The sequence below is a fragment of the bacterium genome, assembly GCA_035527515.1.
GTDB lineage: Bacteria > B130-G9 > B130-G9 > B130-G9 > B130-G9 > B130-G9.
The window spans coordinates 1-14,852 of record DATLAJ010000066.1; the positions used below are offsets into that span (position 1 = coordinate 1).

14 protein-coding genes are annotated in these 14,852 nt (G+C 55.9%); 2 read left to right on the forward strand and 12 right to left on the reverse strand.

Annotation, left to right across the window (positions count from 1 at the left end; all coding sequences use genetic code 11):
* On the forward strand, positions 1 to 1,280 hold a 1,280-nt coding region (locus tag VM163_05070), incomplete at its 5' end, for a right-handed parallel beta-helix repeat-containing protein (protein HUT03243.1).
* Between the two features lie 194 nt (positions 1,281 to 1,474).
* Here VM163_05070 and VM163_05075 read toward each other — a convergent pair.
* From VM163_05075 to VM163_05120, 10 genes are all read right to left on the reverse strand, one after another.
* Positions 1,475 to 1,717, reverse strand: coding sequence for a hypothetical protein (locus VM163_05075; GenBank protein HUT03244.1), 243 nt, complete (start codon positions 1,715 to 1,717; stop codon positions 1,475 to 1,477).
* Positions 1,680 to 2,594, reverse strand: a complete 915-nt coding sequence (locus VM163_05080; protein HUT03245.1) for a nucleotidyl transferase AbiEii/AbiGii toxin family protein — start codon at positions 2,592 to 2,594, stop codon at positions 1,680 to 1,682. Before VM163_05080 ends, VM163_05075 begins: the two co-directional genes overlap by 38 nt.
* Positions 2,591 to 3,202, reverse strand: a complete 612-nt coding sequence (locus VM163_05085) for a type IV toxin-antitoxin system AbiEi family antitoxin domain-containing protein (GenBank protein ID HUT03246.1) — start codon at positions 3,200 to 3,202, stop codon at positions 2,591 to 2,593. Before VM163_05085 ends, VM163_05080 begins: the two co-directional genes overlap by 4 nt.
* A 144-nt stretch (positions 3,203 to 3,346) precedes the next feature.
* The gene (locus VM163_05090; protein ID HUT03247.1) at positions 3,347 to 4,432 is read right to left on the reverse strand and encodes a DUF362 domain-containing protein; all 1,086 of its coding nucleotides are present in this window, start codon (positions 4,430 to 4,432) and stop codon (positions 3,347 to 3,349) included.
* Complete coding sequence (locus VM163_05095; protein ID HUT03248.1) at positions 4,425 to 5,021, reverse strand: 3-isopropylmalate dehydratase; 597 nt, start codon at positions 5,019 to 5,021, stop codon at positions 4,425 to 4,427. Before VM163_05095 ends, VM163_05090 begins: the two co-directional genes overlap by 8 nt.
* Positions 5,022 to 5,082: 61 nt before the next feature.
* A complete protein-coding gene (locus tag VM163_05100; GenBank protein HUT03249.1) occupies positions 5,083 to 6,327 on the reverse strand; it encodes an aconitase/3-isopropylmalate dehydratase large subunit family protein in 1,245 nt (414 codons plus the stop codon).
* 152 nt (positions 6,328 to 6,479) lie between these two features.
* Entirely contained in the window at positions 6,480 to 7,409 is a 930-nt protein-coding gene (locus tag VM163_05105) for a UDP-glucuronic acid decarboxylase family protein (GenBank protein HUT03250.1), read from the reverse strand.
* The gene (locus VM163_05110; GenBank protein HUT03251.1) at positions 7,402 to 8,718 is read right to left on the reverse strand and encodes a UDP-glucose/GDP-mannose dehydrogenase family protein; all 1,317 of its coding nucleotides are present in this window, start codon (positions 8,716 to 8,718) and stop codon (positions 7,402 to 7,404) included. The genes VM163_05105 and VM163_05110 overlap by 8 nt, the downstream gene beginning before the upstream one ends.
* A gap of 39 nt (positions 8,719 to 8,757) precedes the next feature.
* A complete protein-coding gene (pfkB, locus tag VM163_05115; GenBank protein HUT03252.1) occupies positions 8,758 to 9,690 on the reverse strand; it encodes a 1-phosphofructokinase in 933 nt (310 codons plus the stop codon).
* A 2-nt stretch (positions 9,691 to 9,692) separates the two neighbouring features.
* A complete protein-coding gene (locus tag VM163_05120; GenBank protein ID HUT03253.1) occupies positions 9,693 to 11,096 on the reverse strand; it encodes an undecaprenyl-phosphate glucose phosphotransferase in 1,404 nt (467 codons plus the stop codon).
* A gap of 75 nt (positions 11,097 to 11,171) precedes the next feature.
* Here VM163_05120 and VM163_05125 point away from each other — a divergent pair, with 75 nt between their 5' ends.
* The gene (locus tag VM163_05125; GenBank protein HUT03254.1) at positions 11,172 to 12,260 is read left to right on the forward strand and encodes a glycosyltransferase; all 1,089 of its coding nucleotides are present in this window, start codon (positions 11,172 to 11,174) and stop codon (positions 12,258 to 12,260) included.
* Between the two features lie 103 nt (positions 12,261 to 12,363).
* Here VM163_05125 and VM163_05130 read toward each other — a convergent pair whose 3' ends face one another.
* Entirely contained in the window at positions 12,364 to 12,588 is a 225-nt protein-coding gene (locus VM163_05130) for a hypothetical protein (protein ID HUT03255.1), read from the reverse strand.
* A 98-nt stretch (positions 12,589 to 12,686) separates the two neighbouring features.
* The gene (locus VM163_05135; protein ID HUT03256.1) at positions 12,687 to 14,822 is read right to left on the reverse strand and encodes a hypothetical protein; all 2,136 of its coding nucleotides are present in this window, start codon (positions 14,820 to 14,822) and stop codon (positions 12,687 to 12,689) included.
* Between the last annotated feature and the right edge of the window lie 30 nt (positions 14,823 to 14,852).

The following is a 14,852-nucleotide window of genomic DNA, read 5'->3' on the forward strand; positions in this document are numbered from 1 at the left end:
CCTCCAGTTCACCGCCGATGACCAACTGCACGATCGGCGGCAACACGGCGAACTACTACGGCGGGGGCATCTTCTGCTCCTCCTCCAGTTCTCCGCCGATGACCAACTGCACGATCAGCAGCAACACGGCGAACTACCACGGCGGGGGCATCTACTGCTATGGCGTCTCCAGTTCACCGCCGATGACCAACTGCACGATCAGCGGCAACACGGCCAAATACGGCGGCGGGGGCATCTACTGCGGCTCCTTCAGTTCTCCGACGATGACCGACTGCACGATCAGCGGTAACACGGCGCATGAAGGGGGCGGGATCTACTGCGGCTCCATCAGTTCTCGGACGATGACCAACTGCATAATCAACGGTAACACCGCGACCGATAAGGGCGGCGGCATCGCTTGCTACAACTCATCGCTGACGTTAACGAATTGCACAATTGCGGACAACAAGGCGGATTATGACGAGGATGGCACTGGCGACGGCGGCGGCATCTGTTGCGAGACGAACGGCTCATTAACGCTGACGAACTGCATCCTTTGGGGCGACACCGCGGGCGGCGCGCCGAATGAGATCAGCGAAGTCGATGCCGGCGCGGTAACCGTCAGCTACTCTGATGTAGATCAGGATGGATATGGCCACTCCGACTCGTGCGATCCCGACTCAGACAGCAATATAAGGTGTGACCCGGAGTTCGTGCCGACTGCGGACCCGCCATACACATACTACCTGGCGCACACAGGGCCGCAGGCGGGCAACAGCCCCTGCGTGGACGCGGGCTTAGGCGAACTGAGCGACTACGACCTGGGAGCTGGAATCACCACGTGCACGGACGGCCATGAGGATGGTAATGACGACGGTAACGGGAGCACCGGGCCGATCGACATGGGCTACCACTATGAGGGCGAATACACCGGTAGCGGAAACACCTACATCGAGCTGGTGTCCTTCACTGCGCGGCCGGTTGGCTCTAGCATAGTGCTCACCTGGGAAACCGGCGCCGAGATCGACAACGCTGGGTTCGTAATCTATCGGGCGATTGCGGGCACGCTCGATTATCAGCAGATAAGCGACCTGATCGCAGCTGAGGGCAGCCCAAGCCTTGGCGCCTCATACAGCTTCACCGACGGCAACGTCGAGCGGGGCGTTTCATACAACTACTGGCTGATTGACATCGAGACGAGCGGCAAGTGGACATCACACGGGCCAGTGTCGGTCAAATTGCCAGTGAGCCTCAAATTGATCGAACTGCCAACTGCCAACCGCTCGATAGGAGGTAGATAATAATGAAGACGAATAACGTTTACGAGGCGCCGAGAGTTCAGACATTTGATAACGAGGCGCTGACTGCGGCGCTTGGCCCGAGCTTATCGTACACGGGCTTTGGCGGCTCGCTGAAATGCTGATATTTCGAGCTGATAGCTGACAGGGTCTCAGGCAAGCCGAATGCCCGGCCACGATATGTCAGGCAGGATACTTCAATACTGCTGGAATAGCTGGCCCCACTTGGTCTTGAGGGCCTCATCGACGCGCTTCTTGCCGATGAATGGGTACCAGTACCAGTCGTGGTAGATGATTGAGGCGGCGTATGACCAGGGGGCGAGGAAGGTTCGGAGCAGGAACTTCTCCGCGAAGTGCAGTGGGCCCCAGTATAGTGCCTTTTGGCCACGGCCATCCCAGGCTTCACGACCACGGGCCCGGCGCGCTCCACGTTCTGTCAAATGTGTCACCCGAGGCTAAAGCATTCGAAACCGGGAGAAGGAAGAGAGAGACAAGCTCAATGACATTTGCCAGTTCGTTCGGGGCATCGACTATGCGGGTTCTACGCAGGAATGCAGACCATTGTGCTTGCTTTGAGCTGTCTTTGGTGAATGCCTCTGTCAGCGCTACTGGCTGAGACGCGATATCCGTTTCTCGATGCGCAAAGGTCTGCTTGATGGCCTCCGCCAGCGTTTCTCCGTCGAAGTCGAACTGAGTAGAAAGGAGCCAGATATCAAAGAAATCCTTCATCCGGCTGTTCACGATACCAAGCCTGACCATCGCCTCGAACTTCTCGGCAATGGCGCTTTCCCGCGTGTAACCATCAAGTCTTGGGGCCGGCATACCCAGGATTGTTGGATAATCCACGGTAACGGGCTCGGGGACCACAACGTCTCCAAATGCCACGTCAACCTGCATGAAAATGCGGGCAGCTCCAAGTGTTCCACGGAAGCGAACCCGGACTCCCTCGTATGCAGCCGTCTCAATTATTCTCTGACCCTCAACACTATCCGCGTCGAACAGAAGACCGTCGGGCTCCACCTCTTGAACGCAAATGTCCTTTATCACGTTGACAAGATCGTCAACCTCGTTCCTTGTCCTTCCCAGCAGATCGATATCCCTTGTCGGGCGAGAGATCGGCGCTCCCCAGACTGCAAACATCGTGGCTCCCTTGATAATGAAGCTGGAAGCATACGAAGATTTGCTGAGCCTGTATAAGAACCGCTCCATTGCGAAATACTGTAGCCATTCGTTAAACGGCCGTCCGGATCTTCTCGACTTGTTGAGAAGTCGCTGCCGAACGGAGGCGGCCACATCCACAACCGGCAGTTTCGTCAAAACAGCGCCTCAAGGTATGGCCGAATCACGTTGCTCACGCGGCAGATGCGGGCGAATTCCATGAGCTTGTCTATGCTGAAATCTCTGCGCGTTCGGCACTCTTTCAGCGCCTCAATCACGACGTCCAGGCCGATTTTGTTGCGGAACTTGAAGCAGTCGGCGACCGTCTTCTCCAGGCAATAGATGCGGACCGGCACACCGTCTATCGGGTGTGTCTCTATCCCAGCAGAAAAGGCTTTCCGACTAAACCAGAACACGCGCACAGGGGGGTGCACAAGTCTTGGTGGCTCCGCTCCTTTGATCCGGGCTATGTGGACCTCATGGGGGACCTGCGTTGTTACCTCGAAAAAGGTCAGTGCCGAGATCAGGCAGATTACGGCCTCGGGTATTCTGAGCGCCACCGTCACAAGGTCGGGGTTCCCGATAGGCGGTATGTTCGGAAGTCGATAGAGCCCGCGAGAGACCTTTTCCACAAGCCCGGCATCCCTCATCGCATAAAGTGTTCTGGGCTGGATACCTGTTTTGAGAGCATCCTTGGTACGCAGGATGCCACCAGAGTGGCAGAAAATGTCCTTTGCCTTTTGGAAGGCGTTTCTAGTCTTGGTCATCTCTAGCCTGTCCAAAGCATAAAATTACCTATACTTATTCATAAGTATCGGTATTCTTATGCAAAAGACTTCGAGAGTCAACCCACGATCCAAGGAACAGCTATGCCGTCCTAGATGCGCCGAAAACGCGAATCTCAAGCACACTCAATAGCTCAGGAAGAGCCTCCCCCACTTGGTCTTGAGCGCCTCTTCGACGCGCTTCTTGCCGATGAAGGGGTACCAGTACCAGTCGTGGTAGATGATTGAGGCGGCGTATGACCAGGGGGCGAGGAAGGTTCGGAGGAGGAACTTCTCCGCGAAGTGCAGCGGGCCCCAGTATAGTGCCTTTTGGCCGCGGCTGGCGAAGGTGTTGGCTTTCTTCTGGAAGTGCCAATTGACCTCGGAGACGTCCTCACCGACTATCTCGATTTCGTTGAAATCACCGCAGCCGAGGCCTTTCTCGTGCGCTATCCGGATGAACCTGATCTCAAGCGGGTCAAATCCCATCATGTGGGCGGATACCGCGTCGATGGCAACCAGATCGGCGCTTGCGAGGATGTAGTCCTTGACGTGTGGGACCATGCATCTGGGCCCGGGGCCGTCCCCGGCGAAGGTGCCATCCATCACGGCGAAGACGCCCGGGTGTATCTCCTTTTGAATGGTCAAGAGGTCAACAAGCGTCTCGTGAATCACGGAGTGTGTCCAGTGACGCTTCTCGTGTAATAGGCCGCCGAATGCGTTCTTCATTGCGCCCGTCATCGTCGTGAAGATGTGGGTCTTGATCGTGGGGAGCTGGATGATGTTGCTGCCGATGAGGCGCTTGGGTATCTGGATGCCGTTCTTGAAGATGTCAAACAGCGCGAGAATCTCGCCCTTGGGGTGGTAGGTTACCCACTCTTCGTCTTTCTCGTAAAGATGGATGTTGCGGATGCCGTATTTCTCAAGGACTGGCTTGTGCTTGTTGGCGACCTCCCCTTTCTTGGTGGAGACAACGACGGTCCGATTGTGGGCGCCGTATAGCGAGTCGGCGGAATAGCCGTCCGCAAGCATTGTCTTAATGACGCCCTCGAGCTGCCAGGGCGTGGTTGAGCAGGCAGGATAGAAGACCTGCCAGGACACGTTGATCTTGAGGGCGGTCTCCTTATCCTTCGGCAGATAGCTCTGGTAATTGGCCATCCGCATGAGCTTTGCGTAGTCGTCCAGAACCGTTTCTGGTTGAGTTTTCAAGACAGCGACGACTGGTTTAGCCATATTCTTGTTCCCTTTCACAGTTTCCACCCCCGATGTTTGCGAACTCAAACAATCCCCCTGCCTCGATAATGGACAGGAGCACGGGGGGCATCGGCGCGCATTTGATCGTTTTCCTTCTCCCTCCTGGAAGGGTTATCTCACTGGTTTGGAGGGTTACCGACAGCTCGGCCCCGTCCTCGAGTCCCTCCAGCAGATGCCTCGCGCCGGCTTCTTCAAACGAGATGATCGCCATGCCGGAGTTTACTGCATTTCTAAAATATATCGGCGCAAACGACTGGGCGACAATCGCGTCTATCCCGAGGGTTCGGAGGCAATCTACCGCCTGCTGTCGGGACGAGCCAGCCCCGAAGTTGCGGCCTACAATAAGTATCTTGTATTTTGACGCGATATCGGGGAAATGCTCCCATCCCTTGAGATTACCGAACGTGTATTGGCCCATTTTTGAGACATCTGTAACGTGTAAGTGGGCGTTGTGAAATATCATATCTGTGTCGATATTGTCGATCAGCGAGCCCTTCTCGTCACGTATCAGACACGCAGGCCCGGTAATCGGGCTAGTCTTGGGGGCTTTTGAATCTTGCACAGTCATTTCACATCCAGTGGTTCGGTCGTTTGACAGCAGCCTCGGCAAGCCTGACCCACATAGTAACTCATTCTGGAACTCGTATCTCACCGTAAATCGCCGAATAGGCCGCGACAACTGGGCTGGCTAGATAAGTCTCGCCCTCGCCCTGCTTGCCCAGGAAGTTGCGGTTACCGGTGCTTATTTGCACCTCGCCCCTACCGGTCATGCCGGCCTGGCCAGCCGCACAGCCGGCGCAGCCAGGGTTGAGTATTATGGCTCCGGCGTCGTATAGTTTTGAGAGTATGCCGTCCTTCAATAGGCGGCCATAGATCGCCCTTGTCGTGGGCGCTATTCTCAGCATGAGATCTCTCTTGACCTTCCGACCCTCCAGGATGCTCGCCGCAATGCTGATGTCCTCGTATCGGCCATTGGTGCAAGAGCCGATCAAGACCGAGTCAATCCGCGTTCCGGCAACTTCGGACACATCCACCACCGAGCAAGGGTTGCCCGGAAGGGCTATCTTGGGCCTAAGCTCCGAGACATCGATCTCAAGCTCCCGCGCATAAACTGCCCCATCGCCGGGCGAGGCGATCAGCCCTTGGCGATCGGCCTTGTCAATTCCTAGTTCGTCCAACACTTCGTCATTGGGCGCGATCAGCCCCGCAACGCCGCCCGCCTCAGTAATGAGGCTTGAGAGCGTAATACGGCCCGAAAGGCCGAGCGCATCGACCGCATTTCCGCCGAACTCTATGGCCATACCGAGCGCCCCTGAGGGCCCAATGGTTCCCAAGAGATGAAGCGCGAGGTCCTTGGCGGTTACCGGGAACCCGAAACCGCCGGACATCATGACGCGCAGCGTCTCGGGCACCTTGAACCAGACCTTTCGCGTTTTGAAAGCAAACGCCGAGTCCCGGTCGCCCATCCCAAGGCCTAGCGCGCCAACAGCGCCGAGGAGGTTCAGATGGCTATCGGTTCCTGTGACCGTCGAGCCAGGCAGGCAGTGCCCCTCGTCGATGAGCACGTGCGAACCAATGCCACCGTTGACGTCGTAAACACGTATCCCGTGCTTTTTGGCGAATATGCGAATGGTCTGCTGGTTGTTAGCGTACCCGATCGTGTTGGCAGGCGCCTGACAGTCGAATGTAAATAGCGTTCCGGACGGGTCCAGGACAGGATTCTCCGGATACTCACGCTCAAGGTGCGCCACGACGTTTGCGCCGCCGAAATCGCGCGCCGTAACAAGGTCGAGCGAGAGCCAGACGACATCGCCCGGCTTGGCCTCAGCTAGCGTGTGCGCCGAGACTATTCTCTCGATGAGTGTCTTAGCCAAAGTTACTGAGCCTCAGTCTTGTCGTCATTTGGACACACCGGCAGTCTTCAAAATGACATCTGCGTGAAAAACTGGCCCGGCGAACTGTCCATTCCCCAAATAAGGCATGGCCAAATCCCAACATGAACCAGAATCTACACTATTAGGCCATGTCAAACCTGGCCCTTGAACCAATCGAGCGTCCGCCTCAGGCCCTCTTCGAGGCCGACTTTCGGCTCCCAGGCAAGCACCTCCAGGGCCTTGCTGATGTCAGGCCGGCGACACTTCGGGTCATCGACAGGCAGCTGCCTGTAAGCGATCCCCGCCTCGTTACTCGTCAGCTGGTTGATCTTCTTGGCAAAATCGAGAATCGACATCTCGTCTGGGTTACCGATGTTCGTCGGGTCTGTTTCGCTCGACGTCGCGAGCCGAAACAGGCCGTCCACGAGGTCGGAGACATAGCAGAACGAGCGAGTCTGCGACCCGTCGCCATACACTGTGAGTGGTTCATTCGCAAGCGCCTGACAGATGAAGTTAGGGACAACGCGCCCGTCCCTGAGCCGCATTCTGGGCCCGAACGTGTTGAATATCCTCGCTATCCTGGTCTTGACTGCGTGGTATCTATGGTAGGCCATAGTCAGGGCCTCGGCAAAGCGTTTGGCCTCGTCATAGACGCCTCGCGGCCCAATAGGATTGACGTTTCCCCAATAGCTTTCCTTCTGCGGGTGGTGCTCTGGGTCCCCATAAACCTCCGAGGTCGAGGCAAGGATAAGCGTGGCGTTTTTGGCCTTAGCAAGCCCCAGGGCGTTCAATGTCCCGAGCGCTCCCACCTTCATCGTCTGGATCGGCAGCTCCAGGTAGTCCACGGGACTGGCGGGGCTGGCCAGATGAAACACGTAATCCAGCGGCCCATTGACGAAGAGGTAATTGGTCACGTTGTATTTCAGAAACGTGAACCGCTCGTTCTTGATATGCGCAATGTTATCTGTTGTCCCAGTTATGAGGTTGTCGATACAGATAACCTCATGCCCTGCATCAAGCAAGAAATCACACAAATGCGAGCCGATAAAGCCCGCACCGCCAGTGACCAAAGACCTAGGCACTCACACCACCTCCATAGGGCTGAACGCCCATCCCGTAGTACTCAAAGCCGAGCGCGTGCGTTCTCTTGGCGTCGTAGATGTTCCGGCCGTCGAACAAGATTGGCTGCCGTATCAGACCCTTGACCTTCTCGAAGTTCAACAGCTTGAACTCGTTCCATTCGGTAACAAGGATCATGGCGTCGGCGCCCTCGGTCGCCTCGTAGGCATTCTGGCAGTACGTAATCTCGGGGAAGATCTTCTTGACGTTGTTCATCGCCTCGGGATCGTAGGCCCGGATGGTCGCCTTGCTGTCAAGCAGACCCTTGACCAGCTCCAGCGACTTAGCCTCACGAATGTCATCGGTGTTGGGCTTGAAGGCAAGCCCCAATATCGCGAAGGTCTTGCCCTCTAGCGACGAAAACCGCTTCTTGATCTTGGCCAGAAGCCTCGTGCTCCTTTGGTCGTTTATGTGGATTATGGCGTCTATGAGCGAGGCGTCCGCTCCATATTGCCGTGTGGTGTGAGCGAGGGAGCTGCTGTCCTTGGGGAAGCAGGAGCCGCCGTAGCCCAGGCCCGGCTGAAGGAAGAGGCTGCCGATCCTCTTGTCGGTCCCCATGCCTCGAACGACGTGGTTGACGTTCGCGCCCGCCAGTTCGCACAGGTCTGCGATGAGATTGACGAAGGATATCTTGCTGGCTAGAAAAGCATTGGACGCATACTTGATTATCTCGGCGCTATGCACATCGGTGATTATCATCGGACGCTCAAGGACCGCGTAGAGCTCCAGAAGCTTCATGGCCACGTTCTTGCTCGGCGCCCCAATCACAATCCTGTCAGGCTCCAGCGTGTCCTTGATGGCCGAGCCTTCACGCAAGAACTCTGGATTCGACACGACGTCGAAGTCCACGTCCTTGTGCTTGTTCTTCTCAATTATCTCTCTCACAAGATCGCCAGTCCCGACGGGAACGGTGCTCTTGTTGACTATGATCTTGTAGTCATCCATCCACTCGGCGATGCTCTTGGCGACTGCCCTGACGTAACTTAGGTCAGTCTCGCCACCATCTTTGGGGGGTGTGTTCACGCAAATGAATACGATCTCCGATGCCCTGACGCCCTCCTTTATGTCTGTCGTGAACCTGAGACGTCCATCCCTGGCATTGTGAGTGACCATTTCCCTGAGTCCAGGCTCATAGATCGGCATAATCCCATTCTTGAGGCTCTCGATCTTCTCCTTGTCAACATCGACGCAAATGACCTCGTTGCCCAGGTCGGCGAAGACCGCTCCAGTCACAAGGCCGACATATCCTGTTCCAACTGCACAAATATTCACTAACTCCTCCGAAAACCTACATTTCTCGACGCAGCCAGCCTACGCAAGCTGCCTTATCTGAACTTCTGACCTAATCATATAAACATCCTCGTATTTACAGAGCTCCGTGCCGGGCGTGAGGGCACAGGCTGCGCCAGCTGCCACACCCAGTGTGAGACTCTCGCAGAAAGAAAGACCCGTGTCCAGCCCCAAAACAAAGCCTGCGACAAGCGAGTCCCCAGCCCCAACCGGGCTAAGTGCCTCGACTTTGGGCGGCTTGGCAAAGAAAGACCCCTCCTCACAAGTCAGAACCGCGCCATCCGCCCCCATCGAGACCAGCACATTCTCAACCCCCATGGCCCTGAGTTTGGCCGCGGCCGACTGAACCTGCTCAACGCCCTCCACATCGAGACCCAGGAGCCGGCGGAGCTCGTGACTGTTCGGCTTAATCATGAAAGGCTTGCCCTCAATGCCTCTTCTTAACAGCTCCCCGTCCGCATCCAGCACAGCGCGGAGGTTGCTCTCCTTAACGATATTGGTGATCTCGTGGTATGCGTCCGCGGGGACTCCGGGGGGTGCGCTGCCTGAAATGACAAAAAACCCTGACTTGTACTTATATTCCTTGAGCTTCTCCAAGAGCTGTTCGTATTCCACCTGCGTTGCGCAGGGACCGGCAGCATTGAGAGCCGTGATCGAGTTCGCCTCGATGTCACTAACAATGACGTTCGTTCTCGTCTCGGAGCCTATGTGAACGAAGTCCGTGGGCACCCCCGCCTGCTTCAACCTGCCCTCGAGCTCCGCCCCTCCGTATCCGCCCACAAACCCGAACGCCACCGTGCTTCCGCCGAGCTCGATCACGACTCGCGACACGTCGATCCCCTTTCCCGCAGCGAATCGCTGCTCCGATATGACGCGATTGGCATCATCGAACGCCAGTCTTCTCACGCGGAGCGTCCTGTCAAGCGCCGGGTTCAGTGTCAGCGTGTATATCATCACTAATACGCGTTCTTCTGGTTCAAAGCTCTCGTGACCGTGCGAAACAGTATTTTGAAGTCCATTGACAAGGACCAGTTCTCAATGTAGTAAAGGTCGCTCTTTAGCCGCTTGCGCATTGACGTGTCGCCCCGCCAGCCATTGACCTGCGCAAGGCCAGTCATCCCTGACTTCACCTTGTGCCTCAACATGTAGTGCGGTATCGTGTTCCTGAACTCATCGACGAACGCTGGCTGCTCGGGCCTTGGCCCCACAATGCTCATATCCCCCTTAAACACGTTGCAGAATTGAGGTATCTCATCGATGCTGAACCGCCGCAGCACCGCCCCGAACCTCGTTACCCTGGGGTCGTTCTTGGTCGTCCATTCTCGCCCGCTCTGGTCCGCTCCATCAACCATTGTCCTAAACTTGAACATCGTGAACGACTTGCCATCGAGCCCCATCCGGTCCTGTTTGTAAAAAACGGGGCCCCTCGAGGTGCATTTGATAACTACCGAGACCACAAGTAGAACCGGCGAAAGCACCACAAGCGCCGCGGCCGATAACGCCAGGTCCTCCAATCGCTTCAGCCTGTACCTCCACCCTGATAGCGGAGTATAGGTCAGGTTAACGATAGGAATCCCGTCGAGTTCCTCCACGTAGGAGCGGAGCATGATGTGCTGCAAGATATCTGGGGCGATCTTTATGTCTATCAACGTGTCCTTAAGGTCATGCAAGAGCTTGCTCAACGTCTTGTGCTGAGAAAAGGGAAGCGTGATCAGAACCTGATCCGCGCCCAACTCACTGGCGAGGCGCCTCGTCTCCTGAATGCGGCCAACTATCTTCACATCGTCCCCGACTCTCTCCCCAATTCTTTTGGAATTGTCAACAGCACCGACTATCTTGAGGCCGACATAAGGGTTCTCCTCTATCTTGTGAATTACGTTCTTCGCAAGCTCTCCGCCGCCAACTATCAGCAAGCGCCGCAAGTTGTAGCCCGCCTTTCTCAGGTGAGCAAGAACGCTCCGCAAACCCATCCTGAACGAGGCAATGGCCGCGATGTCAAGAAACAAGAAAATCAGCAACACACCTCTTGAGAAGAGGTAATCACGATACATGTAGCCCAAGCCCATCAATACGAACACTGACAGAATAACCACATAGATTATCTTGAAGAACTCATCGACCCTGGGCTTGAGCCTTCTCGGCCTATACAGGCCTGCTATGCTGAACGTGGCTATCCACAGGGCAGCGATCGCGCTCAGCACGATAGGGCCAGTATAGAGCCTAATGTCCGGTATCCCCGCTGGCGCTTCAAATATCGTATAGAAGCGAATATAGTACGCCGCGATAAATGCGCCTATGGTCGCCGCAACGTCGCAAATAGCGAAGAGAAAAAGGACTGCTCGGTGATGTTCCTTCAACATAACAATTGCTCACTCCATCCACACGCAAATCGGCACGCAAGTTTCGTTTTGCCCGAATATGCTAAGGGCTGCCCGATGGTATGTCAAACGATCGGTCCAAACTTGAGAGTCGAGACCGCAAACTCACTGGCTTGCAGTCGAGGGCAATCTCACGAATCCGCGCATGATGCGCGGGTTCCCAGCAAGAGGTCCCATGATGCCTGGACAGGCTCTAGCCGCCCGCACATTTCCGTCATAATCCCCACCTTCAACCGCCTGGCCAAGCTCAAGAACGCATTGGCATCTCTGCAAAGTCAGATGTGCCCGCCCGAATCGTTCGACATAACAGTAGTTGACGATGGTTCAACAGATGAAACGCTAGAATGGCTGAAAGAAGCGGCCGGGGAGCTTGGCAACCTGCGTGTTCTCAGCCAAAAGCACGCAGGCCCTGCCGCCGCCCGTAACCGCGCGGCCTGCGAGGCTTGCGGAGAGATACTCCTGTTCATGGGCGACGACGTAATCGCGTCAGAACGCCTCTTGGAGACGCACCTAAAAACATACGAGAGAATGGGGGCCAACATCGCAGTCCAGGGCAGTGTTCGTCTCGCACCGTCCGTTCCAACAACGCGCTTTGTTCGCTACCTGGACAAGAGAAGCGCAGCCCAGTTCCAACTGAGCGCCGCCGCGCCCGGCGACGCTCTCCCGTTCTTTGGCCTTTACACGTGCAACTGCTCCATTCCAAAGAAGTTGGTCGAGGAGTGCGGCGGATTCCCCCAAGATGTGGTCTATTATGATGACACATTTTTGGGCTGGATGCTGGACAGAAAGGGGATTCCTATCATATATGAGCCACTGGCCGAGGCGCTCCACGATCACGCTCAGACGCTCGAGGAGTTCCTTCTGCGACAGCGGCAGGCCGGCAAGGACGCCGCCATTCTCGCAGCGCGGCGCCGCGAGCTCCGCAAACCGCTTCGGGTTGATCAAGCGGTCTTGTTTGAGGGCGCCGTTTGGGAAATAGCCAAGAAGCTGGTGAAGATGCTTCTCTTCAACCGCTGGACAGTCCGCATACTCATGAAGATGTCAGAATCCCGTATCCTGCCATTCGCAATCTCCTGCATCATATTCTCCGGACTGATCGGCTATGAGCACAAGATGGCGGCACGGGGACAGAAATCGCGAGCGTGAGTTCCAGCGTCCAGAGCCCAGGGAAGTCCACCAAATTTCTTTTCAGCCGATGATGCAGCGACCCTTTGCATACAACGCGCGCTCCCGCGGGCGCTCCAAATCGCTAGAGACAGGTGATCGGCCGGGACCTATCGGCCATCAGTCGTTGGTGCTGGACTTGAAAGCTGGAGCCTTCCACTTCGGACCTCGTCAACACTAGATGCTCCGCCTTGCTTGGCCGCCTCTTAGGCGGCAGCAGTCGTGAGGCCGTTATCGTCAACAGAAATGAAAGCAAGAACATCACTACCACAAGGAATAACACAACCCAAAACGCTCTCCACTTTCTCATTGGCCTTCCCTAAGATTCGCTGCTGACATGAATATCGAGATCAAGTGTAGGACAAGAAACCCGCCTCGGTCAAATCACCAGACAGCTGCGGTTCACTATCAGGGCAGCGTGACGCAGCGGTCAATCTCGTGCATCCCCAGGATCAGTCGCAGTTGGGTTGAGCTTGGAGGAGATGGCCGCGGGAGCGTTGCAATGGCCGTCGACTTAGCGTGAATTAGACCTGCGGTCTGAACAAAGGTTGCCCTCCGAATCGGCAGGCTGGCGCCGTCGGCAAGAACCTTTATGTTGACCTGCCCCAGGTTCTGCGCCAGCAGCCAGGGCCGCTGCTGATTCAGACGAACGGTCGCCACGGCGCCTTGCATCCGAGCTGACAGCTGAAGCGTAGTGGGACGACCGTTTTCTGTAAACTCCAGCTGAACCGTTGCCTGGGATGATGCTCTCTCGAGCTCGAGATCGAGCTTGTCAATTAGCATCGAATCGATCTCGGGCTTGAGTCGCAGTTCGCTCGCACCCGGACTTTCAGCGACAGCCCGGGCGTGTATCACGTCGGAGGACAGTCGGTCGTAGGACCTCTGCCGCTTGAGAACGCGGTCAGCCAGAATAGGGTCTGGCACAGCCCTTTGACCGTCGAATCGAAGTGCTACGACTGTCTTGTCTGGCCCGATCGCTTGGTGTTGAAAGCTCCTCATCCAGTCCTCAAAAGCAAGTGCCTGCACGCTCTTGCCATACTCGGCTCGGACGGGAATATTGATCTGCATCGCTGGAGAGAAGGGGTCGTCAATCGACATGCTATCCGGCAAAACGATTAGCATCAACACATTGTCCGGAATGGTTGGCTGCGCCGCGATGACTGCCTTTGGGATGCGCTTTACGTTCTCAGATTCGGTCAGAAACATTCCGAACATCTTCAAGAAGCCAGCGATATAGAAGGCGATGATCAGCGCGAACACCGCGGCAGATAGAAACCTAAGCGGGACCATAGATAGTCTAGGAACTAAGCTCTTTGTTATCGCACATATTGCTCCTATTGCGACCACGGCAACTGCCGCAGCGTAGAACCTAAAATGGTATTTCAAGTTCTCCCCGAAGAAGAGCTCTGCCCAGCCCATGTTCAGAAGCTCAAAGACCCAATAGCCAATCGCAATCACTGTCAACCATTCCAGCAGGCCAGCTAGTGGCCGCCGCCTCTTAGGCTCGAGGATACCGCCTAGAGACAAGGAGAGATGACCAAGCAGGCCGGCCATCCCAAATGAGGCAAAGTAAACACGTCCAGGCTGAACGTAAGGCTGAGCGTAGTTGAGGGCGGGTGTGATTGCTACCCACAGCAGTAGAAACAAGACGAATCGCCAATTTGCCTTGCAGGTCAAACAAAGCAGCAAGATGGCCGCGAAGCAAAGCGCAGGCGACAGTTGTAGTGGCCGGATGATCTCATAGATAATTGGTATCACTTTCTTTGCTGCCATCGCCGCAGTCAAGCCCTTGGCGGCGGTTAGGTATGTCCCCGCCGCCGCACCCACCGTCATAAACTGATAAAACCTCAACCCCAAATACGTGGCAGAAATTATCCAAAGTGGTAGATGCGCTCTGATGAGGCGTCTCTTGAGCGCACCGTCCTCCCCGCCAATCCCCCACAGCAGCTCGTAGGCAATCAGGATGGGGATGACCAGGATGGTGTCTGGATAAGTCAGCAGCCCGGCTATATATGCGACAGATGCAAAGAGGCTCTTGAGCCAGGACGCCTTTTTGCGGAAACTTGGTCCGGCAAGCCAAATAGCCAACATTGAGAAGAAGACCGAATACAGAGTCTGTGCCGCCATCTGAAAGACCGGCCCAACGTGGCTTGGCATAATGGTGAAGAGCACTGCGCCAACGGCGCCAGTAAGGAAGCTCTGGGACAAGGCTTCGAGGATCAGGAATGCTAGAACGCAGGTGGCAGCGTACATCGCAAACCTTATCGCCCGAGGTATCAAGGGATTGGTTCCGAACAATCGATACTGGCCGACTAACAATGCCTGCAGCATGGGCCTGTAGAACCCGTCTATTTGTGGCTTGATAATAGCACCAAGCATTGAAACGCCCCAGTCTTGTGGCGTTATCCTGTTCAGAGATTCGCCTATGTAGTAAGCGCCGACCCCAGGGCCGGTTAGCAGCAGCGCGAGCAGAACCAATGCAACAATGAACCAGCGCCTCAGTTTGAGATTCTGGGACAGTCTGTTATCTGGAAAGAGCTGCATTGGCCGCCCTCCAAGCTATCGATTGTCTGG

Coding starts and splice junctions, on each gene's coding strand:
- VM163_05095 (HUT03248.1), bottom strand. CDS start 5,021: ATGACTGTGCAAGATTCAAAAGCCCCCAAGACTAGCCCGATTACCGGG.
- VM163_05125 (HUT03254.1), top strand. CDS start 11,172: ATGGTATGTCAAACGATCGGTCCAAACTTGAGAGTCGAGACCGCAAAC.
- VM163_05135 (HUT03256.1), bottom strand. CDS start 14,822: ATGCAGCTCTTTCCAGATAACAGACTGTCCCAGAATCTCAAACTGAGG.
- VM163_05085 (HUT03246.1), bottom strand. CDS start 3,202: ATGACCAAGACTAGAAACGCCTTCCAAAAGGCAAAGGACATTTTCTGC.
- pfkB (HUT03252.1), bottom strand. CDS start 9,690: ATGATATACACGCTGACACTGAACCCGGCGCTTGACAGGACGCTCCGC.
- VM163_05130 (HUT03255.1), bottom strand. CDS start 12,588: ATGAGAAAGTGGAGAGCGTTTTGGGTTGTGTTATTCCTTGTGGTAGTG.
- VM163_05120 (HUT03253.1), bottom strand. CDS start 11,096: ATGTTGAAGGAACATCACCGAGCAGTCCTTTTTCTCTTCGCTATTTGC.
- VM163_05090 (HUT03247.1), bottom strand. CDS start 4,432: ATGGCTAAACCAGTCGTCGCTGTCTTGAAAACTCAACCAGAAACGGTT.